The following is a 22,626-nucleotide window of genomic DNA, read 5'->3' as shown; positions in this document are numbered from 1 at the left end:
CGCCGCCTCCGCCGTAGGCCCCGTAGATTGCCCTGATCGGCCGTGGGACGGGCATGCATCTGAGCGAATTAACCCATCCGAATCAGCTGCATGGCCTCTCGATGGCTGAGCTGGAGGATGTGGCGCGGCAGATCCGTGAGCGTCACCTGGAAGTGGTCTCCAACAGTGGTGGCCATCTGGGGCCTGGCCTTGGCGTTGTGGAACTGACGCTGGCTCTCTACCAGACCCTCGACCTGGATCATGACCGGGTGGTGTGGGATGTCGGCCACCAGGCCTATCCCCACAAACTGATCACCGGCCGCTACGGCGACTTCCATACCTTGCGGCAGCAGGGCGGTGTGGCCGGATATCTGAAGCGTTGTGAGAGCGACTTCGACCATTTCGGCGCTGGCCATGCCAGCACCTCAATCTCAGCGGCCTTGGGGATGGCGATCGCGCGAGACCGTCGCGGTGAACAGTTCAAATGTGTGGCGGTGATCGGCGATGGCGCCCTCACCGGTGGCATGGCTCTTGAGGCGATCAATCACGCCGGCCACCTGCCGCACACGCCGCTCGTGGTGGTGTTGAACGACAACGACATGTCGATTTCACCGCCCGTCGGCGCTCTCTCCACCTATCTCAATCGCATGCGGCTGAGCCCGCCGATGCAGTTCCTCTCCGGATCCGTGGAGGAGAGCATGAAGCATCTGCCCTTCATGGGTGGTGAGCTGCCAGCGGAACTGAATCGCCTCAAGGGCAGCATGCGCCGACTGGCGGTGCCCAAGGTCGGTGCGGTGTTTGAAGAGCTCGGCTTCACCTACATGGGGCCGATTGATGGCCATGACATGGCCGAGATGGTGCGCACCTTCCAGGCGGCCCATCGCGTTGGCGGACCTGTGCTGGTGCATGTCGTCACCACCAAGGGCAAGGGCTACCCCTACGCTGAGGCCGACCAGGTGGGCTATCACGCCCAGTCGGCCTTCGATCTTTCCACCGGTAAGGCTCGACCGAGTAAAACCCCCAAACCCCCCAGCTACAGCAAGGTGTTTGGCCAGACCCTGGTGAAGCTGTGTGAGCAGGATCCCCGGGTGATCGGCATCACCGCCGCCATGGCCACCGGCACGGGCCTGGATCTGCTCCAGAAAGCGATTCCTGAACAATATGTTGATGTGGGCATTGCCGAGCAGCATGCGGTCACCCTGGCGGCGGGAATGGCCTGCGAAGGGCTCAGGCCGGTTGTGGCGATTTACAGCACCTTCCTGCAGCGCGCCTATGACCAGCTCATCCACGATGTAGGGATCCAGAATCTGCCCGTCACCTTCGTGTTGGATCGGGCCGGCATTGTTGGTGCTGACGGCCCGACCCACCAGGGCCAGTACGACATCAGCTACTTCCGCGCCGTGCCTAATTTCACGGTGATGGCTCCCCGCGATGAGGCTGAGCTGCAGCGCATGCTCGTGACCTGTCTGCAACACGATGGCCCCACCGCCCTTCGCATTCCCCGCGGTCCTGGCGAGGGGGTGCCGCTGATGGAAGAGGGTTGGGAGCCCCTGCCCATCGGCTGCGGCGAGCAGATTCGCGAAGGCGACGATCTCCTCATCGTTGCTTACGGCTCAATGGTGAGTCGCGCCATGGCCACAGCTGATCGCCTGGCCCAGCAGGGCATTGAGGCCAGCGTGGTGAATGCCCGTTTCCTTCGACCCCTCGATGAGCAGCTGATTCATCCCCTGGCGCGCCGGATCGGCCGGGTGGTCACGATGGAAGAGGGTGCCCTTGCCGGTGGCTTTGGGGCTGCGGTGCTCGAGTCATTCAGCGATCAAGACCTGCACTTGCCCCTGCTCCGTCTTGGCATCCCTGACACCCTGGTGGATCACGCCACCCCCCAGCAGAGCTTCGAAAGCCTGGGCCTCACGCCCGATCAGATGGCCGAGCGGATTGTGGCTCGCTTTGGCAGAGCTCCCCTGCGCGCAAGTTCTGCTCAGGCCAGCTCCAATGTTGCCGCGACGGCTGCTGTTGGCTGAGTTCAGAGCTCTGGTCAGAGCTCTGGTCCGGAGACAGGACGTTTCCAACAAAACCAACAAAAAGCGGCCCCTTGGGGCCGCAGGCTGACTCTCAACGCCAGCGAAATGATTTCAGAGCACGCCGCGGGCGGCGAGACCCTGGATGGCACCGATGCCGAGGATGTGGCCAAGGCTGGTGGTGGCCAGCAGGGCTGCATGACCCATGCCACCGAAGAATGCGGGGCTGGGCAGCTTGGCTCCCTCATTCGGGTATTTGATCGTGGCCTTGCCGATCCCGATGGCAAGAACGTTGCAGATCACCATCACCAGGGCCACTTTCGGGGTCCAGGAAACCGTGGCAGGGGCAATAGCCAGAAGCGAGGGGAGCATGCCAAACATGATGCGACGCCTCATCTTCAGGTTTCAGCAGCCTCCGGTCTGCTCCTCGTAAGAGTTATTCACCGGCCTCCTTCGGTGCTGAATCCACCGTCTCATCGGTCTGTTTCGCCTGGTGCAGGTGACGCAAACGTCCGATCAGCCCCGCCACGATCACCGCATTGCTGAGGGTGAGAAAGGCTTCGGCACCCCCATGCAGGCCGTCGACTTCCACCAGTTCGGCCCCGAAGCGCAGGTCGGCGAACAAGGCCGCAGCAATCGTGACCGCCACGAACAGCAGGGTGAGCTGGAAGCCGAGCAGGCTGAGCCTGGGGATCAGTTGACGCCGCTGCGCCCACCAGAGAAACAGCAGGTAAGGGAACAGGGAGAGGGCAAACAGGGGTGCCGGATCGATCGCGGCGATGGCCAGGCTGATCTGATCCGGGTTCATCGGCGGAGGTTCCAGGCGGCCAGCGCCAGGGTGCCGTTCCCAAGAAAGGTGCATGCGGCCTGGAGCACCACCAGGAACCGCAGCGCTTCAGCGTTGTCGAACCAGTGCCAGGTGCAAGCGGCCATGGCACTGATCAGGGCGGGAGTCATCGCCAGCGCCAGCCAATTGAGGGACGGTTCCCGTTGTTGCGTGGCCAGTCGCTGCAGCAGCACAATCGCCACGATCCACTCCAACACCGAGGCGACATGAATCCACCAGGTGCCGAGCGAGAGGGCATGCATGGGCACTGAGGAGCCTTGAAAAGCTTAGGCCGCAGCAGCTGGCCAATAATGGCGTGCGATCGGAGAGCCTCATGGGCCAGAGGGCTTCAGGGCGCAGGCGGGTGTTGCTCTGCGGCTACTACGGCGAACACAACCTTGGCGACGATGCCTTGCTCGATGTGCTGTTGGGTCAGTTGCCTGACGACTGTCAGCTCAGCATCACGGCCCACGATCCAACACCTGTGCTGCAACGGGCCCCGTCTGCCCGCCTGGTGCCACGTCGCTCCTTGCTGGCGACCCTTCGGGTCTTGGAGCAGACCGATGTGCTCGTCTTCGGTGGCGGCAGCCTGCTGCAGGACAGCACCAGCTTCAAAAGCCTGCTCTATTACCTGGCCCTGTTGCTGATCGCCCGCGCCCGCGGGCTCACGGTGGTGCTCTGGGGCCAGGGGCTGGGCCCCCTGCGCCGCCGTCGCAGCCGTTGGTTGGTGCGTCGTTGCCTCGCTTGCGCGAGCCGCATCAGCTGGCGCGATCCCGCCTCCCTGGCCCTGGCGCAGCGTTGGCGGATTCCGGTGCCGATGGCCATGGGGCCCGACCCCGTGTGGTGTCACCCCGGCACTCCTCGCCATGGCGATGGTCCGATCGTGCTCTGTTGGCGGCCCACCCCGTTGCTGGATCATCAGGGATGGCGCCGTCTCGGCCAGGCGCTGGATCAGCTGATGGCCAGCCAACCCGACGCCTCCCTGCTCTGGCTGGCGTTCCACGCGGAGCAGGATGGGTCACTTCTGGGCTGGTTGAGCGACCAGGGGCTGTTGCCAGCCAGGCTGCAGGCGATCAGTACAACCGCCGTTGCCCGCTCCGTTCCCGATGTGCTGAATCGGTTCGCCCGCTCACGGTTGGTCATTCCGATGCGGTTGCATGCCCTGGTGCTCGCTCAACTTGCGGCTGCGCCCTGCGCGGCCCTCAGCTATGACCCGAAAGTGGCTGCAGCAGCAGCGATGGCAGCAGTTCCCTGTCATGAGCTGTCTGATTTGCCTGCCACCGAGGTGATTGCGGCCTGTTGGCAGCAGCAGATCGGCCATCTCCCGGATCCTGAGCGTCTCGCCCGGATCCGGCGGGACGCAGCCGTGCACCAGGCGACGCTCAACGCGGTGTGGTCAATCGACGGATCAGGACCTTGCGCTGCGAACTCCTGAGCATGCGCTGGCTCTGCAGGCGCCACTGGGCCGCCAGCCTCTCCTGGCGCTGGTGGCTGAGCTGGAGCACCGCTTTGGTCTGGCGTGCACTCAGGTTGATGCGTGCGTCCTCCACCAGGCTGTCGAACACATTCAGATCGTGCAGTTGCCCGAGAATGTCTTGCAGGGTCTTGAACCGTTGCAGATGGGCCGAGAGCGGCGCCGAACAGATCGGTTCGAGGTTTTCGATCATGTAGCGGCAGCGCCGGATGCGGCCGCGCAGGCTGTGCAGTTCCTGGGGATGCTCAAGGGGATCGAGCGTCCAGCTCGGATGCAACCACAGCGGCGGTAACCAGGGCATGATCAATTCATCGATCCAGGCCTGCATGGGCATCGATGCTGCCGGAGTGGTGTTCGGCTCCCGCAGCCAGTGCTGCAGACGGGCAATCACTTTGAGGTAGGCCGAGCTGCGGAGCGATTGCTTCATCTCCTCCGAGGCCCGGCGCCGTTCCCGGCTGAGGGCCTTGCGCAGGGGCGCCAGTTCCTCGGACGCCTGCGGCCCCAGCATCTCGGCGAAGCTGGAGCCCACCAGCTCCTGCAACACATCCAGGTCACGGACCAGGCCGAGCTTGGCGCACATCCGCCCCACCCGGCGGGGTGTGGCACCACTCGGCAACACCAGGAATGGTTCGAACTGCAGCAGGACGCAACGCAAGCGCCGCAGACTCACCCGCAACTGATGCAACGGTTCTGGATCGCGGTCTTCGAGTACTTCGGCCTGGAGCCCAACAATGCGCTTCAGCTGAGAGGCAATGCGTTCACAGGCGTAGGCGTCGATGCGATCCGGCGTTGCATCCATGGCTGCAGACCCCCGTCTGCCTTCAGCGATAGCTCGGTTTCTTGTGCTGATCGAAGCTGCGCTCGAGAACTTGACCGATGGTCAGGCCCACCGGGATGTTGCCGCCGAAGGAGGTGCCAAGGATGTGGCGATAGAGCTTGCTCTCTACCAGCCGATAGGTGCGGGGTGGTAGGGGGATGTAGTCGGCTTTCTCCACCAATGACTGGGCATGGCGCAGGTAGCTGGTGACAAAGCTGCGGAAGGCTTTGTTCTGATTCAGCGTTTTGTCGTTGACGTAGAGAAACAGAGGGCGTGACAATGGTTGATACAGCTCTTTCTGCACGCTGGCCACCGACGGCGCAATCGGATTGCCTTTCGGATTCACCACCTTGAGGGCCTTCAGCCGCTGGCTGTTTTTCTTGTAATAACCGAAGCCGAAATAGCCGAGGGCATTGGGATCGGTGGCCACGCACTTCACCAGCACGTTGTCGTCTTCGCTGGCCGTGTAATCCGTGCGCGTGTTGGTGGTCGACTTGTTAATCGCTTTGTTGAAGATGTCGTAAGTGCCGGAATCCTTGCCAGGGCCGCAGAGCCTGATCGGCTGATTGGGGAAATCGTGGTTCACCTGGTCCCAGCGGGTCACGGTTCCCTGGGCCTGCTTGCGCCAGAGGCGCGACAGTTCCTTCGGGGTCACCGTGGTGGCCCAGGTGTTCTTGGGGTTCACCACCACGGTGATCGCATCAAAGGCGATCGGCAGCTCAATGAACTGAATCCCTTTGGCCTTGCAGGCCTTGATCTCCTTGCTGGAAATTGGCCTGGAGGCATTGGCCATCGGTACCTTGCCGCTGCAGAAGTCGCGGAAGCCGGCGCTGGATCCCGTTTCCTTCAGATCAAACTTGACGGTCTTGCCTTCGCTTGTCTTCTGAAAGCGTTGAATCGCCCGGGCCGTGATCGGATACACGGTGCTTGAGCCACTGATCCGGATGGTCGCTTGAGCCCGCAAAGGCTGTTGGGCTGAGACAGCCAGCAGCGACGTCAGGGCCGTAGCGGTCACGGCGAAGGCACCCAGAGGCTTGCGGAAGGCCATCAGGAGTCAGAACAACACTTCCATCTTGAACCGTGCGTTCCGAACCAGGGTTAATGCAGCGTTATGGCAGCCGTTTTCCTTGTCGGCCGCCGGTCCAGTCTTGAAACCAACCCCGGCGCCAGAGGAAATAGGCCTGGAGAGCGGCGATGATGGTCATCAAGAGAAGGGAATAGGCATAGCCGTATTTCCATTTGAGTTCGGGCATGTTCTCGAAGTTCATGCCATAGATCCCGGCGATGAATGTGAGCGGGGCAAAGATTGTGCTCACGATTGTGAGCGTTTTCATGATCTGATTCATCCGGTTGCCAGTGCTTGCCATGTAGGCATCCGTCACGGCGTCGGCCTGGCGTTGGATCTGTTCACCGATGTCGAGCAGCGTGTTCACGTGTTCGGCCATCTCATGCAGGCCCTGGCGTGCGCCGGGGCCGAGCAGGCGTTGGCTCTGTCTGAGCAGGCGAATCAGTTGATTGCGCAGCGGCCAGAGCTGCCGACGGGTGCGACGCAGATTCATCCGCAGCTGAAAGGCGCGATTGAGCAGCGATGGCTTCGGCCTCAAGAGGGCCGTCTCCTCCAGATCATCGAAGTAGCTGCGCATGATTTCCAGCATGGGCAACTGGGTGTCGAGCACTTCGTCGATCAGATAGTGCAGCAGGTTGTCGAGATCAAGATCGGATTCTGGTGCTTCTAAGCTCTGAATCCAGGCCTCAAGATCACTGAAGTCGCTGCGGGGATTTTCATGAATGCTGATCAGGAGATCATTCACCAATAACAGGGCGATTTGCTCACTGATCAGATGCACCGGATTGGATGCCAGTGAAAACTGATGCAGCACCACCAACACGGCTTGAGGGAAGGAGTCGACCCGGGCCTGTTGGGGGGCATCGAGGAGCAGGGGCCAGAGCTGGGGATCCAGGTCGAGGCCGCTGAGCAGGTCTTCCAGGAGGGGGCGATCGCCCAGGCCTCGAATCTGCACCCAGAGAGGTTGCCCCTCCTGGCGTAAGGCCCGAAGCGCAGCACCGTTACGGATCAGCTGCCATCCGGCGGCGGTGTCACTGAGGTCCAGGGTTCGGCAACTCACCGGTGCCAGGCCGCCGTGCACGAACAGGTGGGAGGGCATCTCCCCTGGCCTGTCCGGGAGTCGGATCGGTTCCGGAATGCTGTCCTGATAACTGAGCGAGGCGTTGGACGCCGTCGTCATGGCGTTGGCATGGCTTGGCCCGATCTTGGCAGCACCAGACCGTGGCGTCCGGAGTCAGAGGGGAGGGGCTGGGAGAGCATCAGGGTGTGCAGCGCGGCGCCGATGAGCAGCAGCAACCCCTGGAGCACCAGGCAAGCGATCACGTCGTTGCGATGTTTCCACAACAGCGTTGTCATCGGTAGACGGCCGAGCGTCGCCCCATTTCATCGATCCAGCTGAGGCGTTGCAGTACTCAGCAGCACATCGCACCGTCGTCCATGGCCAGCCGTTCCGTCCGCACCGCCATGCGACGCAGTTCCGCCTGCAGTTGTTCGGCCAGGGGCAGATCCAGGGCGGGGGTGCAGTGCCAGGCGCCATCCATCGCTTCGGCAAAGGAACCAGGCGCCTGGCCCAGGTGGCGCGCCAGCACCTGCTGGGTGTCGAAGCTCTGGGCCGATCGATGATGCACCTGGTAGCGCAGCCGCCAGCGCGGTGGCCGGATGTCGTTGCGTTCGATCCGGCGCAGTCCCTTCAGATCGGCCAGCACCACCAGCTCCTGGCCGGGTGAGAGCGTCCAGTCGAGGCCGGGCAGCAAGGTGTAAGTGGCGTGGAGCTGGCGTCGCAGGGCGACGGCGGTGACCCCGAAGCCGCATTGCAATCTGGCAATGCTGAGGCCATGCAGGGTGTCGTCGGTTTCGACTCGATAGCGCACCAGAAGCAGGTTGTTGCCATCCAACCGGCGCACCTCCTCCACTTTCTCGCCGAAGGCGGTGGCCACGAAAGCATCCGCCGCCAGGTCGAGGGTGGAGATCAGGGTGATGCCGCCGAGCAGATCGCCGAGGGCGTCGGCCGCATCGAGGTCTTTCGTCACGATCGCCAATCGGGTGTGGGGGAGGCTCTGTTGCAGTTCCAGGCCGATCCTCAGGTTGCGCAGCAGGTCGTTGGAGAGCAATCCGGCCCCCAGGCACTGGGTGCGTCGCAAACTCTCGAGGCTGCGGTTCAGCTGTTGGTCGCCTTCGTCGTCTCCCGCTTCCACCCGCACCACATCGAGGCCATCGAGGGCCAGCTGCTCCGTCACCGGTGCCGCCAGGGCACCTCCCTCCAGCAGCAACACGGTGCGACTGCCCCGTTTCGGCGCCCGCCGCCGTTGCAGGCCCAGACGCCGACTCAGCACCTGATCGAGGATCAGGGCCACAATCGCCGAGGTGAGCACGGTGCCGAGCAGGGCATAGAGCAAGGAGGTGACCAGAGCCAGCAGGGGCAATTGGTTCAGCGGCTGACCGCTGGCCTCGATCAGCATGTTCACGGGGTCGACCAGTTCCCCCTTGAGCAAGGCCACCGTGATGAACAGGCCTTCCTGCAGGCCCCTGCCGGTGGCGAAATACTGCACACCGACCATCAAGAGACCCACCATCAGCAGGATCGCCAGATCCCAGGCGCGGGGTTGGGCCAGGCGAGTTTTCAGTTGCTGGCGGAGACGATCCCGCAGGGCCACCAGCCGCATGGCGCCCAAGCTTGTCCAGGGGGTGCGCCGGTGTTGTCGCGATCGGCTGCTGCTGGCTTCCCAGCTCACCACCAGAGGGCATCCCTCCGCCGGTGGGTCACCGCTCTGCAGTTGCAGGGGCCGGATTCGGCGGGTGTTGCCATGGCCATCCCCTAGGGAAAGGCGCTCCAGGCGCAGCCGTTCCCCGCCGATGCGGAAGGTGGCGGGAGCCCGGTCTGGCCGCAGCGACTGGGCGATCGCTCCGGCGCAGAGCAGCAGCGGATCCACCACCGTCAATTTCGGCAGCCGGCTCTGCAGCAGGGTGTTGAGGGAGGCCTGCTGACTGTTCGAGCGCACCACGATCGTGGTGTCGGGATTGAGAATTCTCACCTGCAGCGCCGCTTCCAGGTTCACCGTGCTGTCGGAACTGAGCAGCAACACGCTGCGGGCGAGTCGCACCTGGGCGCGTTGCAGGATCTCGGGCCGGCGCATGTCGCCGATCACCAGCTGGCCGGCCACCGCCTGTTCCAGCTGTTCGGAGCGCCAGACGGGTCGATCCCGGTCGATGCAGATCAGAGGGACGTCGAAATGGCGGAGCCGCTCCAGGCAGATCTGACCGAGAGAGCCAACGCCACAGATCAGGATCGGTCCGGAACCGCCGTCGCCCATGACCGCAGCACTGCCGCCGTCAACCTAGCGATGGCGCTGGCCGCTGACTGCGTCAAACCGCAGCTCGTCCTGGGGCCGCCAGCCGACTCGGATCGTCTCGGGGACGCGGCTGTCGGCGGCCAGCACCATGCGCAAGGCCCCCTGCGGGCTGTCGAGATACCAGAGTTGGGAGGCACCGAGCCACTCCAGGTGGGTAAGTCGGCAGGGCAGGCCGTCGGCTTGCAGCTGCAGGGCCTCCGGGCGGACGCCACGCACGATGCTGGACTCGGTGTGCAGCAGGTTGATCTGGGGGCGACCGATGAAGGTGGCCACAAACAGCGACACCGGATCGCGATACAGCTCGCTCGGCGTGCCGATCTGTTCCAGCCTGCCCTGATGCAGCACGGCGATCCGATCCGCCATGGCCATCGCTTCGTGTTGATCGTGGGTCACGTAGAGGACCGGTTTCTGATCGCGCAACACCAGTTGGCGTAATTCCGGCCGGAGGTCTTCCCGCAGCTGGGCATCGAGATTGCTCATTGGCTCATCCATCAGATAGATGAGTGGATCGCGGAGCAGGGCCCGGGCCAGGGCGACGCGCTGGCGTTGACCACCGGAGAGCTGGGCCGGTTTGTGGGCGGCCCGTTCCTTCAGCCGCATGCGTTCCAGCACGTCGCTCACCCGACGGCGTCGTTCCTGGATGGCGATCCCGCGAATCTTCAGGCCCAGATCGAGGTTGTCGGCGACGCTGAGGTGGGGGAACAGGGCATAGCTCTGAAACACCATGCCGATGCGGCGTTGCACAGCAGGCATGTGGGTGATGTCGCGTCCACCGAGTTCAATGGTGCCCTCATCAGCTGGATCAAGCCCGGCAATCAGCCGCAGGGTGGTGCTTTTGCCGCAGCCGCTCGCGCCGACAAGGGCGAGGCATTGGCCATCGCTCACCGTCAGCTCCAGATGGCGAAGAATCCACTGCTGGCCGGCGCGGCGACCGATGTTTGAGAGGCGCAGACTCATCCCTTCACGGCTCCGCTGGTCAGACCTGAAACGATCGATTTCTGGAACAGCAGCACCAGGAGCACCAGCGGAATCGACCCCAGCACGGTGGCAGCTGCGTAGGCACCGTAAGGAACGGAGTAAATCGAGGATCCGGCGATCCGGGCCATCGCCACCGGCAGGGTGAGCAGGGAGGCGTCGCTGATCCAGGTGAGGGCGATCGGGTATTCGTTCCAGTAGAAGAGAAACACCAGAATCGCCGTACTGGTGGTGGCGGGTGCGATCAGAGGGATCAGCACCCACCGCAGGCGTTGCCACAGCCCCATCCCCTCAAGACGGGCGGCATCCTCCAGGTCGAGGGGCAGATCCCGGAAGGCTGCGGTGAGCAGCAGGATCGCCAGGGGCTGGGAGAGGGCGGCATAGGGAATGCTCAGGGCGAGCAGGTGATTGCCCAGATGTAAGCTCCGCGCCACCTCCAACAGGGCCAAAAACAGCAACACGTAGGGAAACAGCGCGGCCGCCAGCAGCAGCAGCCGCGCCGGGCGTGCAATCCAGGGCTTGAGCCGGGTGAGGGCATAGGCGGCGGGGAGGGCGATCACCAGGGTGAGCAGCGTGCTGCTGGTGCCCACGATCAGGCTGTTCAGCAGATAGCGCCAAAACGGTGGCTCACTGTTGAGCACGGCCCGGTAATGGGCCAGGGTCCAGTGCTCCGGCGTGGCGGCAAAGGGTGTCACCAGGGCCTGATCGCTGCAAAAGGAGGTGTAAAGCTGCCAGAGCAGGGGGCCGAGCGACCAGGCCAGCAACAGCACAATCCAGAAGCGACGTTGGTGTGACATCCGCTTACACCTCCTGCTGCCCCTGGGGCCTGGAGAGGCCGAGGGCCAGCCACCAACCGCCGAGGCAGAGACCGAGTAAGAGCAGGAAGCTGCCACTCACCACGGTGGCGCTGTAGCCGAAATCGAGGAACCGCATCGCGTTGAGGTAGGCATACAGCGCCAGGCTTTCGGTGCTGCTGGCCGGTCCGCCACCGGTCATCACCTGGATCAGATCAAACACGCCGAAGGCCTGGGCCAGCCGGAACAACAGGGCCAGAGCCAGGTAAGGGCGCAGCAGGGGCAGGGTGATGCGTCGGAAGCAGACCCAGCTGCTGCCCCCTTCCAGGCGCAGCGCCTCATAGAGATCGCCGGGAATGGTCTGCAAGCCGGCTAGCAGGATCAGGGCCGCAAACGGCGTGGTTTTCCACACATCACCCACCACCGTGGCGATCCAGGTGATTGAAGGATTGGCCAACAAGTTCAGCGATGGCCAGCCGAGTGCGTGTGCCAGTTGATCGAGGGGGCCGTAGGGGGTGTTGAAGATCCAGCGCCAGCCCAGGGCCATCACGGTGGTGGGCAGCGCCCACGGAATCAGGGCGATGGCACGCACGGCACCGCGGCCACGCCAGCGTTGATCGAGCAAGAGGGCGATTGCCAGGGCCAGCAGCAGTTCCACCCCCACCGACACCACGGCGAAGCGCAGGGTCTGGGCGGCGTCTTGCCAGAAGCGTTGATCCTGGAGCAGTCGGATCCAGTTGGCACCGTGATTGCGCACCGGCTCCAGGCCGGTAACCACCGAGTCGGCGTGGTTGCTGAGCCAGGCGTAATGCAGCAGCGGCGCCGCAAACACCACGAGCAGGAGCAGGCCGGCGGGAACAAGCAGCAGGATCACAGCGTTTCTCCGGCGGACCGCAGGATCGCCTCGGTGCTGGCGTTGGCCCGCTCCATCCCCTGCGCGGCGGACTGCTGGGCGGTGAGGCTGGCGCTCAGGTCACGCTGCAGCACGTCGCTGATCTGGGCGTAGAGGGGGGTTTCCGGCCTGGGCAGGGCGTGCTTCAGCGCCTCCTCCAGTTGGGGGAGGATCGGATTCATAGCGATCAACTCGGGATCGCGATACAAGCTTGCTGCGGTGGGGGTGTAGCCGTGGGAGAGAAACAGCGCCTTCTGCGATTCGGTGGAGCTGAGATAGCGGATCGCCGTGGCCGTGGCTTCAGGGTGGGCACTGCCGCGCAACATGGAAAGGCCCCAACTGCCCAGGGTGGCGGTGGAGGGATCGCCGCTGTTGGCCACCATCGTGGTGATCCCCACCCGACCGCGCACGGCGCTGTCCGGCTGCTGGAGTTCGGCCCAGGCATAGGGCCAGTTGCGCATGAAGGCGGCATCCCCGGCCTTGAAGCTCTGCAAGGCCTCTGGTTCGGCGTAGTTGGTCACCGCCTCGGGGCTGATCCCCTCGCTGATCAGTTGACGCAGCCAGGCGGCTGCGGCGATCGCCTGGGGTTGGTTGAGGCCCACAGCCACCTGGTCGGGGTGGAACCAGAACCCCCCGAAGCCATGAACCAGCTCGAGAAACACGCAGCTGAGCCCTTCGTATTGGCGCCCTTCCCACACGTAGCCCCAGGGCACCCGGCCATCGGCCTGGAGCTGCCGGCTGATCGTCACCAGTTCCTGCGGGGTGCGGGGCGGCTGCTCGATCAGATCCGTGCGCCAGTAGAGCAGCCCCATGCTGGCGACGAGGGGCCAGCGGTAGAGCACATCGTTGACGCTGTTGCCAGCACGGACGCCCTCGGCCAGGGCTTCCATAGCCTCGGGGCCAAACCAGGGATCGAGGGGTTGCAGCCAATCCGCGGCCACATATTTGGGCATCCAGGTGACGTCCATCAACAGGGCATCAAAGGGGGTGTCGCCCAGCAGCAGACTGCTGATGGCTAGATCGGAGATTGCCTCCGTCTCCAACGGACCTCGCGTCACCGTGAGCCGGATGCGACCGCGATGCTCCTGGTTGAACCGCTGCACCAGGGGTTGGGTCGCATCGGCAAACGGCGCCGGCATCAGAATGTTGACCGGTTCGATAGGGCGAGCCTGTAGCCAGGCGACGCTCCCTGCGACCAGCAGTGCCATGGTCAGGGCCGCCACCATCCAGGGCCGAAGACGGCGCAGGGCGGCTGTCATGCCGCGCCGGAGTCCTCGCGCAGGGCTCCCATCTGCTCCTCAGCCCAGTCACTCACGGTGAAGGCCTCCACGGCGGCCGACATCTTGCGCATGCGCTGTTGCTGTTCCTCGGGGGGCATCGCCAGGGCCTGATCGATCGCCTCATCCATGCGGCGATGGGAATAGGGATTGGTGAGCACGGCACCATCCAGCACCACCGAGGCACCGGTGAACTCGGAGAGCACCAGCACGCCGCCGTGATCGCGGCGGGCAGCGGCGTATTCCTTGGCCACCAGGTTGAGACCGTCGCGCAGGGGGGTGATCCAGCAGACATCGGCTTTGCTGAACCAGGCCACCATTTCTTCGTAGGGAATCCGGCGGGTCGAGAAGCGGATCGGCACCCAGTCCATGAGGCTGAAGCGCCCGTTGATCCGCCCTGCCATTTCTTCGATGGAGCGCTGCGTGTCCTCGTAGATCTTCATCCCACTGGCGGCTGACACACAGGCGAGCATGAGCACCACCTGGCCGTGCAATTCCGGGCGACGTTCCAGCAGTCGCTCGAAGGCCAGCAGCAACTCCTCGTTGCCTTTGGTGTAGTCCACCCGGCTGGCCGAGAGGATCAGCTGACGACCCTTGCGGGTGTCCTCTTCAATGCGAGCGGCATAGTCCTGAATGTCGTCGCGATTCACCAGGGCCTGAATCACATCCGGTGAGGTGCCCACCGGCGACGAGAGCAGCCGAATCCGCCGACCTTTGTAGTCGAGCCAGGGTGTTTCCGACGGTTCCGTGAGGGCGGAGCCGGTGGAGAGGAATCGGGCGTTGACTGGCTGCTTCGGTCCCTTGCGGGCACCGAGAAGGCAGTTGGCGGCTCGGGCGAAGTTTTCGGTGTAGCGCGGGATATGAAAACCAACGAGATCGCAACTGAGCAGACTTTCGAGGATCTGCTCCCGCCAGGGCAGAATCGCGAACACATCATTCCCGGGGAAGGGGGTGTGATGGAAAAAGGCGATTTTCAGATCTGGTCGTTGCTGGCGGATGTAGCCGGGTGCTAACCAAAGGTTGTAGTCGTGCACCCACACGGTGGCCCCTTGAGCCGACTCGTGGCAGGCGGCTTGGGCAAACCGTTGATTGACGTCCTGAAAGATCGTCCAGTCGGTGTTGTTGACGTCGAAATAAGTGGGAAAGGTGTGAAGAATCGGCCAGAACGATTCCTTCGACGTGACGTGATAAAAACTTGAGATCTGCTCCTGTTCAAGCGGAATGCGTCGCAACGTGAAGTCTGCCGGCGCGTCCATGGCGATGCGCTCATCCTCAACCCCATCGATCGATTCCACCTGACGCCAGGCAATCCAGGTGCCATCAAGGCGGCTGCTAAACAGGTTCCGCAGGGTTGGAATGATGCCGTTGGGACTCTTCTGATCGATCCAGATTCGCTTTCCCTGCTCATCTCTACCTTCGTCAAAAGGGGTGCGGTGGTAGAGAAGAATGAATGAACTTTTGCCTTCTTCTTTCAACATGGAAGCGATTTCTCCTCGGTTGGATTGCTTCAATCCAACGCTTAACATCCCCTTCCACCATTCCTTAAAGCGGGCTCTTTGTCAAACCTGAGGCGGGGTCAGCCTGTGGCCTGAAGCGTCTGCAGTGAAGCGAGCACCTCCCGGGCGTGTCCGGCTGGGCGCACTCCGGTCCAGATTTGGCGCAACACACCATTCGGATCGATCAGGAAGGTGTGGCGCATCGAGAAGGGTGCCATCCAGGAGCCATAGCGCTGGCTCACCTGGCCCTTGGGATCGGAGAGCAACACGAAATCGAGGCCTTCGCTGCTGCAGAACGAGGCATGCTCATCGACAGGATCGGCGCTCACTGCGGCGATTGATGCTCCGGCAGCTTCGAAGTCGGCGAGGGCGGCTTGAAAACCATGGGCTTCAAGGGTGCAGCCGGAGGTGAAATCGCGTGGATAGAAATAAAGAACGAGCCACTGACCACGAAAATCCTGCAGCGACCACTGGGTGCGGCTGGGATCACGGCGTGAGGTGCCCGGGCAATCAAATCCTGGGGCCGCTTGGTTCAAGCTCGGGAGTGTGCCGCCGAGGGCCAGGGCCTGCTGGGGCGTGCGCCATACAAAAGCCCCTCCGACCAGAAACAGTTGGAGGAGCGTGCGACGCTGCATGGTGACAGGATCCTGACGTTCTCAGGACCTTAGGCAGAACTCAGATCTTGCTGAGATCGATACCGAGGGAGCGGGCGTAGGCGCCGAGACCTTTTTTCTGGATCGTTTTCAGAGCGCGGGTGGTGATGCGCAGGTTGACCCAGCGCTTGCCCTCGGCCCACCAGAGACGACGCTGCTGCAGGTTGGCCTGCTGCAGCTTTTTGGTGCGGATATGGGAGTGGCTCACAGCCATGCCGTTATTGGCGCGCGTGCCGGTGAGCTGACATACCCGGGACATGATCGACTCCGTGACTGATCGCTGATCCAAAAGGATCAAACGACAACTTTAGCAAAGCAAGCTCACAGTCCCCGTTCCATCAGTGAGGCCATCAGGCGACTGCTGCGGGTCTGGAACCCGCTCAGTTCCTTCGGTTCGAGGCCACCGACCGCCAGGCGCGCCATGTCATAGAGATAGACGGCGAGATCGCGGGCGAGGGCTTTGCTGGGGGAGCTGCTGCCAGCGCCCACCAGCACGCCGCCGGATTCGAGTTTGAGCAGGCCTTCCACCATCGGATGGCTGCGATTCACCACCAACACGTGATGCTCCGGAAGGCCTGGCAGTCGCTGTTCCATCAGCGCACCGATGTCGTTGATCCGGCGCATCTGTTCGGGCAGAAGGATGAGGGCCGCCGGAGCGTCGGCTCCTCCCTTGAGCGCCTGCACCTGAATCGTCACCTTGTCGTTGGCGAGCGCCTCCTTCATCAGGTTGCGCAGACTTTCCGCCTGGGTCTCACCGCCTTGATCGGCCAGGTCTGGTGCGTCGTCTTTCAGGCTGTCATCCAGTTCCGCATCGACGCGCTGGAAGCGGAGCTCGTCATGGCGTGACTCCAACCAGGGAAGGAATTGGCTGTCGATCACCGTGTCGGCAAAGAGCACTTCCGCGCCCTGGCCCTTCCAGAGGCTGAGGGCGCCAGCCTGGGCGATCTCATCGCTGCAATAGAGCACGCGCTGCTTGTCGGAACTCTGGGGTAGGCGCGAGGTGTAACCCTCCAGGGTGGTGTAAGCCTTGTCTCCGCTGCGCAGGATGGCCGCCCCGGTTTCGGACTCCCCATCGTCGCTTTCGGCAGTGGTGCCGAACAGCACCAGGGGCTCGACCTGATCGGCGAACTTTTCATCCTCCATGGCGCCGATCTTCACGAAGGGCGCCAGCGCTTCCCAGGCATCCGCATAGGCCGACGCATCGTCCTGTTTCAACGACTTGAGCCGATCCGCCACCTTCTTGGCCACGAAATTGCCGATGGAACGCACCCGTCGGTCGGTCTGCAGGGCACTCCGACTCACATTCAGCGGAATATCAGGAGAATCAATGACGCCACGCAGGGGCAGGAGGTAGCGGGGCACGATTTCTTTGATCGAGTCGCTCACGAACACCTGGTTGCAATACAACCGAATCTCCCCCTTTTCCCAGTCGGCTCGTCCAGTCGATTTCGGGAAATACAGAATTCCCTGGAGGGCATAGGGATAGTCGGTGTTGAGGTGCACCCAGAGCAGGGGATCACCCTGGAAGGGATAGAGATAGTGGTAGAGATCGATGTAGTCTTGATCACTCAGCTCCCGACTGCTCTGACGCCACGGCGCCGTTTGCTTGTTGATCGTTTCTCCCTCCAGCTGCACCGGTACCGGCATGAAGTCGCAGTACTGGGTGATCAGCGTGCGGAGGCGGGCCGGCTCCAGATACTCCAGCTCCTCCTCCAGCAGATGCAGAATCACATCGGTGCCCGGCTCCGAGCGTTCCGCCTGATCCAGCGTGAAGGAGGGGGATCCATCACAACTCCAGCGCACGGCCTGCTGCTCTGGCCGAGCTGAGAGGGTGACCAATTCAACCTGCCTGGCCACCATGAAGCTGGAATAAAAGCCCAGGCCGAAGTGGCCGATGATCGCATCGCTTTCCTGTTTGTATTTTTCCAGGAAATCCTCGGCGCTTGAAAACGCCACCTGGTTGATATACCGCTTCACTTCATCGGCTGTCATGCCAATGCCGTTGTCAGACACGGTGATCGTTTTTTTCTCGCGGTCGATTCGAATCTGAATCAGGCCATCCGAACCTTCGGAGCAGTCGCCAGCCATGGAGGCCATGCGGCGCTTGCTGATCGCGTCAGAACTGTTGCTGACCAATTCACGGAGGAACACCTCATGGCCGGAATACACGGCCTTTTTGATGATCGGGAAGATGTTCTCGGTATGAATCTGAATCTGGCCTTGTTCCAGCATCGCCCTGGGTCAATGACTGACAGAACCTATGGCAGGAGCGAAGGCCGGAACAAGTCAGCCCGTGGGGTGGTGACCGAACCGTTCAGGGGCGGCGCTGGAGATCGGCCCGTTCCTCGGCAAGAATCGCACCATCCACCGGGCACACCTGCAGGCAGATGCCGCAATCAATGCAGGTGTCGAAATCGATCCAGTAGAACTCTGTGCCTTTCTTATTGCGCCCTCGGCCGGGTTGAATGCACGCCACCGGACAGGCATCGACGCAGTCGGCAATTCCCTCGCAGACATCGGTGACGATTGTGTGGGCCATGCCGTGAACCAAGCAACGGCAACTTTAGGCACCAAGCCAGACCAGGTCGTCGCATTGCCTGTCGTGTTGCTGCTGCTCCGCCATGGCGCGGTCGGTGCAGGGTTCCAGTGCCAGTTCGGCTTGGCGGCCCTGGCCATGCAGACGACGTTGCTCCGCGATCGCTTCCTCCAGGCGCTGCGTGGGGCCATGGCACACCAGCACCCGGCGCTCCGATGGGGCGGAATCGGCCAGGGAGGAGGGCAAATCGCGGATGTCATCGAGACAGAAGCTGAAGCCAACACCAGCACCATCACCGCCGCTGGCGCCGAAGCGTTTCACCAGGGCGTCGTAGCGACCACCCCGGGCCACCACCACGGGTGCGGACTGTCCCTGGCAGATCAGCTGAAACACCAGGCCGTCGTAGAGGCCGTAATGGGATTGGAAGCTCGGATCCAGCTGCAGGGTGACGCCCTGGCCCCGGGCGAGGGGCGTCAGGTGCTCGAACAAACGCTCCAGTTCGCTCAGGGAGGGTTGAGGCCCAAACAATCGCCTCAGGGCTTCGAGCACGGCGTTCGGTTCACCACGGAGATCCATCAGGCGTGTCAACCGCTCCATCGTGGTGGCATCCAGATCCAGGGCCTCGAGGCTGAGCCGGTCGTAGCGCATCAGGGCGATGCGGATCGCTTCCCGTTCCGTGCCGCGGAAGGGGGCCAGGATCAGGGTCATCAGGTCGGCGTGGCCGAGCAGCAGCCGCACCTGCGGATCCCCCTGAAGATCGAGGCTGGCCAGGGCATCCATCAACAGCGTCAGCAGCTCCAGTTCGGCGCCGATCGCGTTGGCACCGAAGAGTTCCACGCCGCTGTGCAGTTTCTCTTCGATGCATTGGCGGCCTTCATCGGCCTGCCGATTTTCAAACACCGTGCCCGAAGCCCACAGCCGCAGGGGACGACTGCGCTTGGCAAACCGGGTGCTGGCCGCCCGGGCAATGGAGGCTGTCATTTCCGGCCTGAGACCGAGAGGTTCATCCGCCACCAGCCGCACGATGTCTTCACTGGCGATGCCGCCGCCGGCTTTGAGGGTGTCGAGGCGCTCCACCCGCGGTGGCGCCACTTCCTCGTAGCCCCAACGCCGATACACCGAAGCAAGGCGCTCCCTGAGCCGATGGTTGTGTTCGACCTGCTGGGGATTCAGATCGCGGGCTCCCGCCGCCGGTTGAAGGGCCATCGCGATGGGTCCACTGGGCCTTCTCAGGATCCCATGGCCCCCAGCGCTGGCGCCCCATAGCTGGCCCCATCCAGGGGTTCGATGCCGGCCAGGCACTGCCGCAACGGGGTATGCAGCCCTGCCCCCGCTGCCACGATCCGACCCTCGTGGAGATCAAACGGGGCGTCGCCATAGCCGCTCACCACGCCACCAGCCAATTCCACCAGAGCCACGCCGGCCGCCAGATCCCAGGGGGCCAGTCCCCGTTCCCAGTAGCCATCCACAAGTCCGGCAGCGACGAATGCCAGGTCCACCGCCGCGGCGCCGCCCCGTCGCACACCCCGACTCTGGTGCGTCAATGTGCAGAACTCGGCGTAGTTGTTGTCGAGGCGGCTGTGTCGGTCGTAAGCAAAACCGGTGACCAGCAGGGAATCTTGCAGGCTGCTGCAGTCGCTCACATGGATGGGGGTGTCGTTGCAGAAGGCGCCGAGGCCAGGGCAACCGTGATAGGTCTGCTTCAGGTAGGGCACGGCGATGGCCCCCAGCAGAGGCCGACCCTCCAGAGTCAGGCCTACGGACGTGGCGAAAAAGGGATAGCCGTGGGCGAAGTTGGTGGTGCCATCGAGCGGGTCGACGACCCATTGCAGCCCCTGATTCGGGCCACTGAGGCCCGATTCCTCCGCCAGGATGCCGATCTCAGGCGTGCGCTCCCGCAGCAGTCCAAGCACTTCGGCCTCGGCTGCCAGGTCGGCCTCCGTCACCAGATCGCCGATGCGTCCCTTGCTGCGGATCGAGGTGAGTTGACCGTAGTGGGCCATCAGCACGGTGCCGCCCACCTCGGCGGCCTGGCGGGCGATCCCGTGCAGATGGTTGATCTGTTGTTGGTCCATCACGTCAGTCCTCATCCAGGGGCAGCCCCGGGCGCACCTGTCCCCGTCCGAAGTGCCGCCCGAACTGGAGGTCGTAGACCTCATCTTCATCCTGGGTTTCGGCCTCAAGCGGTCCCACCGCCCGCGCAACGCAGAGCAGGCCATAGCCCTTGGCACGCAACTCCTTCGAGAGGCCCATCGCCTCGCGTTGGTCGACTTCACCACTCAGGACGCGGACAGCGCAGGCGGTGCAGCAGCCATTGCGGCAGGAGAAGGGCAGGGGATCCCCTTGCGCTTCAAAGCTTTTGAGGATGTAGTCCCCCTCAGGCACTTCATGGGTGATCGTGCGATGCGCCTGACGCCAATGAATCGTGATCCGATGGCTGCGTGGCATGGCTGGTGGTGAGGGAACGCCCTGCTACATTCTCACTTGCCACACCCAGCCTCTGGAGAGGTGGCCGAGTGGTCGAAGGCGCAGCACTGGAAATGCTGTATAGGGGCAACTCTATCGAGGGTTCGAATCCCTCCCTCTCCGTTGCATGATCCGGCCCCAGGGGGCCGGTTTTTTTTGCCATTAGTTTTTGCCATTAAAAAAGCCCCGCTGCTGGAGCGGAGCTTGGCAGTGCCGCCAACTGGATCAACCGAAGCGGCCAGACACGTAATCCTGGGTGGCTTGTTGGGTAGGGGCGTTGAAAATTTTCTCGGTTTCATTGAATTCCACCAGGTAGCCCACCTTGCCGGAGCCCCCTTCCTGGGCCTCGGCGTTGTAGAAGGCCGTCATGTCGCTGACGCGAACGGCCTGTTGCATGTTGTGGGTCACGATCACGATCGTGAAGCTCTTCTTCAGCTCATGCATGGTTTCCTCGATCTTCAAGGTGGAGATCGGGTCGAGGGCCGAGCAGGGCTCGTCCATCAGAATCACTTCGGGTTGGATGGCAATCGTGCGGGCGATGCAGAGGCGCTGTTGCTGGCCACCGGAGAGGGAATAGCCACTCTCGTTGAGCTTGTCCTTGCACTCATCCCACACGGCGGCCTGACGCAGGGAGCGCTCGACCAACTCATCCATGTCGCCGGTGTAGCCGTTGATCCGGGCCCCGAAGGCAATGTTTTCGTAGATGCTCTTGGGGAAGGGGTTCGGCTGCTGAAACACCATGCCGATGCGCCTGCGCACTTCCACAGGATCAACGTTGGGGTCATAGAGGTCGGCCCCGTCGAAAATCACCCGCCCCTTGAGTGAACAGCCTTCAATCAGGTCGTTCATGCGGTTCAGGGCCCGCAGCACGGTGGATTTACCGCAACCGGAAGGGCCGATGAAGGCTGTGACCTTGCCGCGGGGAATGTCACAGAAGACGTTGCGGACAGCTTCATAGCTGCCGTAGCTGATCGTGACGTTCTGCAGGGAGATGCAGGTATCTTCTGACACCTGCTGGCTGGGAATGGCAGTGGAGAGAGTCATGACCCTGAAGGGTGATTGGTAGAGGTGTCAGAGAAGGGGGTGCTGAAGCGACCGTTCAAGATGCCGATTACTTGGCAGCAAAACGGCCAAGCCAACGGGCGAAGAGGTTCATGGCGAGGATGAACACCACCAGAACAAAGGAGGCTGCCCAGGCCAATTCGTTCTGGGCCTGATAAGGCATGATCGCGAAGTTGTAGATCAGCACCGACAGGCTGGCGATCGGATTGAAAATTCCCTCTGGCCAGAAGGGAGAGAACAGGGCAGTGAAGATCAGGGGTGCTGTTTCACCAGCCGCACGGGCGATCGAGAGCACCACTCCTGTGGCGATCGGGGTAAAGGCCGTCGGCAGGGTGATCCGCACGATCGTGACGAATCGGGAGGCGCCGACGCCAAGAGCACCACGCCGCAGGTCGTCGGACACCAGCTTGAGCCCTTCATCGGTGGTTTTGATTACCGTGGGAAGCATCAAAATCGAGAGGGCTATACCACCGGCTAGAGCGCTGTAGGAATTGCCGAAAAAGATCCGGGTCGAAACGATGATGCCGTAGATGAACACACCGGCGATGATCGAAGGAACGCCGGAGAGCACATTGGTGCCGAAGCGGATGAACTGAGCGAAAGATCCGCCCTTGGAATATTCCGCCAGGAAGATGCCACCGCCCACACCCACCGGAATGGCGATCAGCCCGGCGATGATCGACACGATGATCGTGCCGATAATGGCGTTACCGATACCGCCACCTTCCAGGCCCGGCGGTGGCGGCAGTTGGGTGAACAAAGCCAGGCTGATCTTGCCGCCGCCCATGATCAGCACATAGGCCAACACCAGCACGAGGGGAAGCACGCAGATGGCCGAAAACAGGCCGGCAATCAAGGTGAGCAGGCGACTCAGCAGGTTGCGTTGCAAGCCCGGCTTGTAGCTGAGATCGGGAATCGGACGGGCGGAACTGGAAACAGTCATGA

General features: G+C 62.8%; 24 protein-coding genes and 1 tRNA gene. 3 read left to right on the top strand and 22 right to left on the bottom strand.

Annotation, left to right across the window (positions count from 1 at the left end; translation table 11 throughout):
• The first annotated feature begins 53 nt into the window (after positions 1–53).
• Positions 54–2,000, top strand: coding sequence for a 1-deoxy-D-xylulose-5-phosphate synthase (gene dxs / locus SynWH8101_RS07305; protein WP_130129195.1), 1,947 nt, complete (start codon positions 54–56; stop codon positions 1,998–2,000).
• Between the two features lie 111 nt (positions 2,001–2,111).
• Here the strand turns inward: dxs and psaK are convergent, their stop codons facing one another.
• The 3 genes from psaK to SynWH8101_RS07290 all read right to left on the bottom strand — a co-directional run bounded on the left by psaK (position 2,112) and on the right by SynWH8101_RS07290 (position 3,086).
• Positions 2,112–2,369 carry a photosystem I reaction center subunit PsaK gene (gene psaK, locus SynWH8101_RS07300; RefSeq protein ID WP_130129194.1) on the bottom strand — a complete coding sequence of 86 codons (258 nt, stop codon included), beginning with the start codon at positions 2,367–2,369 and terminating at the stop codon, positions 2,112–2,114.
• A 64-nt stretch (positions 2,370–2,433) separates the two neighbouring features.
• Complete coding sequence (locus SynWH8101_RS07295; RefSeq protein WP_130129193.1) at positions 2,434–2,805, bottom strand: DUF3593 domain-containing protein; 372 nt, start codon at positions 2,803–2,805, stop codon at positions 2,434–2,436.
• Positions 2,802–3,086, bottom strand: coding sequence for a DUF2499 domain-containing protein (locus tag SynWH8101_RS07290; RefSeq protein WP_007102438.1), 285 nt, complete (start codon positions 3,084–3,086; stop codon positions 2,802–2,804). The genes SynWH8101_RS07295 and SynWH8101_RS07290 overlap by 4 nt, the downstream gene beginning before the upstream one ends.
• Before the next feature lie 71 nt (positions 3,087–3,157).
• Here SynWH8101_RS07290 and csaB point away from each other — a divergent pair, with 71 nt between their 5' ends.
• Positions 3,158–4,258: a polysaccharide pyruvyl transferase CsaB gene (csaB, locus tag SynWH8101_RS07285; protein WP_254427908.1), complete on the top strand. Its 1,101-nt coding sequence runs from the start codon at positions 3,158–3,160 to the stop codon at positions 4,256–4,258.
• Here the strand turns inward: csaB and SynWH8101_RS07280 are convergent.
• From SynWH8101_RS07280 to SynWH8101_RS07200, 17 genes are all read right to left on the bottom strand, one after another.
• Positions 4,206–5,096: a CHAD domain-containing protein gene (locus tag SynWH8101_RS07280; protein WP_130129192.1), complete on the bottom strand. Its 891-nt coding sequence runs from the start codon at positions 5,094–5,096 to the stop codon at positions 4,206–4,208. The genes csaB and SynWH8101_RS07280 overlap by 53 nt on opposite strands.
• 22 nt (positions 5,097–5,118) lie before the next feature.
• Positions 5,119–6,162, bottom strand: coding sequence for a PstS family phosphate ABC transporter substrate-binding protein (locus SynWH8101_RS07275; RefSeq protein ID WP_130129191.1), 1,044 nt, complete (start codon positions 6,160–6,162; stop codon positions 5,119–5,121).
• Between the two features lie 61 nt (positions 6,163–6,223).
• The gene (corA, locus tag SynWH8101_RS07270; RefSeq protein ID WP_130129190.1) at positions 6,224–7,360 is read right to left on the bottom strand and encodes a magnesium/cobalt transporter CorA; all 1,137 of its coding nucleotides are present in this window, start codon (positions 7,358–7,360) and stop codon (positions 6,224–6,226) included.
• A complete protein-coding gene (locus SynWH8101_RS07265) occupies positions 7,357–7,536 on the bottom strand; it encodes a hypothetical protein (RefSeq protein WP_130129189.1) in 180 nt (59 codons plus the stop codon). The genes corA and SynWH8101_RS07265 overlap by 4 nt, the downstream gene beginning before the upstream one ends.
• Before the next feature lie 56 nt (positions 7,537–7,592).
• On the bottom strand, positions 7,593–9,491 hold the full coding sequence (locus tag SynWH8101_RS07260) for an NAD(P)-binding protein (protein WP_130129188.1): 1,899 nt from the start codon (positions 9,489–9,491) through the stop codon (positions 7,593–7,595).
• Positions 9,492–9,515: 24 nt separating this feature from the next.
• On the bottom strand, positions 9,516–10,487 hold the full coding sequence (locus tag SynWH8101_RS07255) for an ABC transporter ATP-binding protein (protein WP_130129187.1): 972 nt from the start codon (positions 10,485–10,487) through the stop codon (positions 9,516–9,518).
• Positions 10,484–11,302, bottom strand: a complete 819-nt coding sequence (locus SynWH8101_RS07250; protein ID WP_130129186.1) for a carbohydrate ABC transporter permease — start codon at positions 11,300–11,302, stop codon at positions 10,484–10,486. The genes SynWH8101_RS07255 and SynWH8101_RS07250 overlap by 4 nt, the downstream gene beginning before the upstream one ends.
• A gap of 4 nt (positions 11,303–11,306) precedes the next feature.
• Positions 11,307–12,173 (bottom strand): carbohydrate ABC transporter permease, encoded by an 867-nt coding sequence (locus SynWH8101_RS07245; RefSeq protein ID WP_130129185.1) that lies wholly within the window; start codon positions 12,171–12,173, stop codon positions 11,307–11,309.
• Positions 12,170–13,450: an ABC transporter substrate-binding protein gene (locus SynWH8101_RS07240; protein ID WP_130129184.1), complete on the bottom strand. Its 1,281-nt coding sequence runs from the start codon at positions 13,448–13,450 to the stop codon at positions 12,170–12,172. Before SynWH8101_RS07240 ends, SynWH8101_RS07245 begins: the two co-directional genes overlap by 4 nt.
• Positions 13,447–14,946, bottom strand: a complete 1,500-nt coding sequence (ggpS, locus tag SynWH8101_RS07235) for a glucosylglycerol-phosphate synthase (protein ID WP_130129183.1) — start codon at positions 14,944–14,946, stop codon at positions 13,447–13,449. Before ggpS ends, SynWH8101_RS07240 begins: the two co-directional genes overlap by 4 nt.
• A 98-nt stretch (positions 14,947–15,044) precedes the next feature.
• The gene (locus tag SynWH8101_RS07230) at positions 15,045–15,599 is read right to left on the bottom strand and encodes a peroxiredoxin (protein WP_130129182.1); all 555 of its coding nucleotides are present in this window, start codon (positions 15,597–15,599) and stop codon (positions 15,045–15,047) included.
• Between the two features lie 40 nt (positions 15,600–15,639).
• Entirely contained in the window at positions 15,640–15,876 is a 237-nt protein-coding gene (gene rpmB / locus SynWH8101_RS07225; protein ID WP_007102451.1) for a 50S ribosomal protein L28, read from the bottom strand.
• A gap of 62 nt (positions 15,877–15,938) precedes the next feature.
• On the bottom strand, positions 15,939–17,849 hold the full coding sequence (htpG, locus tag SynWH8101_RS07220) for a molecular chaperone HtpG (RefSeq protein ID WP_130129181.1): 1,911 nt from the start codon (positions 17,847–17,849) through the stop codon (positions 15,939–15,941).
• 82 nt (positions 17,850–17,931) lie between these two features.
• Complete coding sequence (locus SynWH8101_RS07215; protein ID WP_130129180.1) at positions 17,932–18,156, bottom strand: ferredoxin family protein; 225 nt, start codon at positions 18,154–18,156, stop codon at positions 17,932–17,934.
• Between the two features lie 24 nt (positions 18,157–18,180).
• The gene (locus SynWH8101_RS07210; protein WP_130129179.1) at positions 18,181–19,359 is read right to left on the bottom strand and encodes an ATP phosphoribosyltransferase regulatory subunit; all 1,179 of its coding nucleotides are present in this window, start codon (positions 19,357–19,359) and stop codon (positions 18,181–18,183) included.
• Between the two features lie 23 nt (positions 19,360–19,382).
• On the bottom strand, positions 19,383–20,228 hold the full coding sequence (locus tag SynWH8101_RS07205) for an inositol monophosphatase family protein (RefSeq protein ID WP_130129178.1): 846 nt from the start codon (positions 20,226–20,228) through the stop codon (positions 19,383–19,385).
• Positions 20,229–20,232: 4 nt separating this feature from the next.
• A complete protein-coding gene (locus SynWH8101_RS07200; RefSeq protein ID WP_130129177.1) occupies positions 20,233–20,601 on the bottom strand; it encodes a 2Fe-2S iron-sulfur cluster-binding protein in 369 nt (122 codons plus the stop codon).
• A gap of 54 nt (positions 20,602–20,655) precedes the next feature.
• On the opposite strand from SynWH8101_RS07200, the gene SynWH8101_RS07195 reads away from it, so the two are divergent.
• A tRNA-Ser gene (locus SynWH8101_RS07195) sits at positions 20,656–20,742 on the top strand.
• A gap of 102 nt (positions 20,743–20,844) precedes the next feature.
• Here SynWH8101_RS07195 and pstB read toward each other — a convergent pair.
• On the bottom strand, positions 20,845–21,663 hold the full coding sequence (gene pstB / locus SynWH8101_RS07190) for a phosphate ABC transporter ATP-binding protein PstB (RefSeq protein ID WP_130129176.1): 819 nt from the start codon (positions 21,661–21,663) through the stop codon (positions 20,845–20,847).
• A gap of 67 nt (positions 21,664–21,730) precedes the next feature.
• Complete coding sequence (gene pstA / locus SynWH8101_RS07185) at positions 21,731–22,624, bottom strand: phosphate ABC transporter permease PstA (RefSeq protein WP_130129175.1); 894 nt, start codon at positions 22,622–22,624, stop codon at positions 21,731–21,733.
• Between the last annotated feature and the right edge of the window lie 2 nt (positions 22,625–22,626).

This window comes from Synechococcus sp. WH 8101 (assembly GCF_004209775.1).
Classification (GTDB): Bacteria; Cyanobacteriota; Cyanobacteriia; order PCC-6307; family Cyanobiaceae; genus Synechococcus_C.
This window is presented reverse-complemented; position numbering and strand designations above follow the sequence as displayed.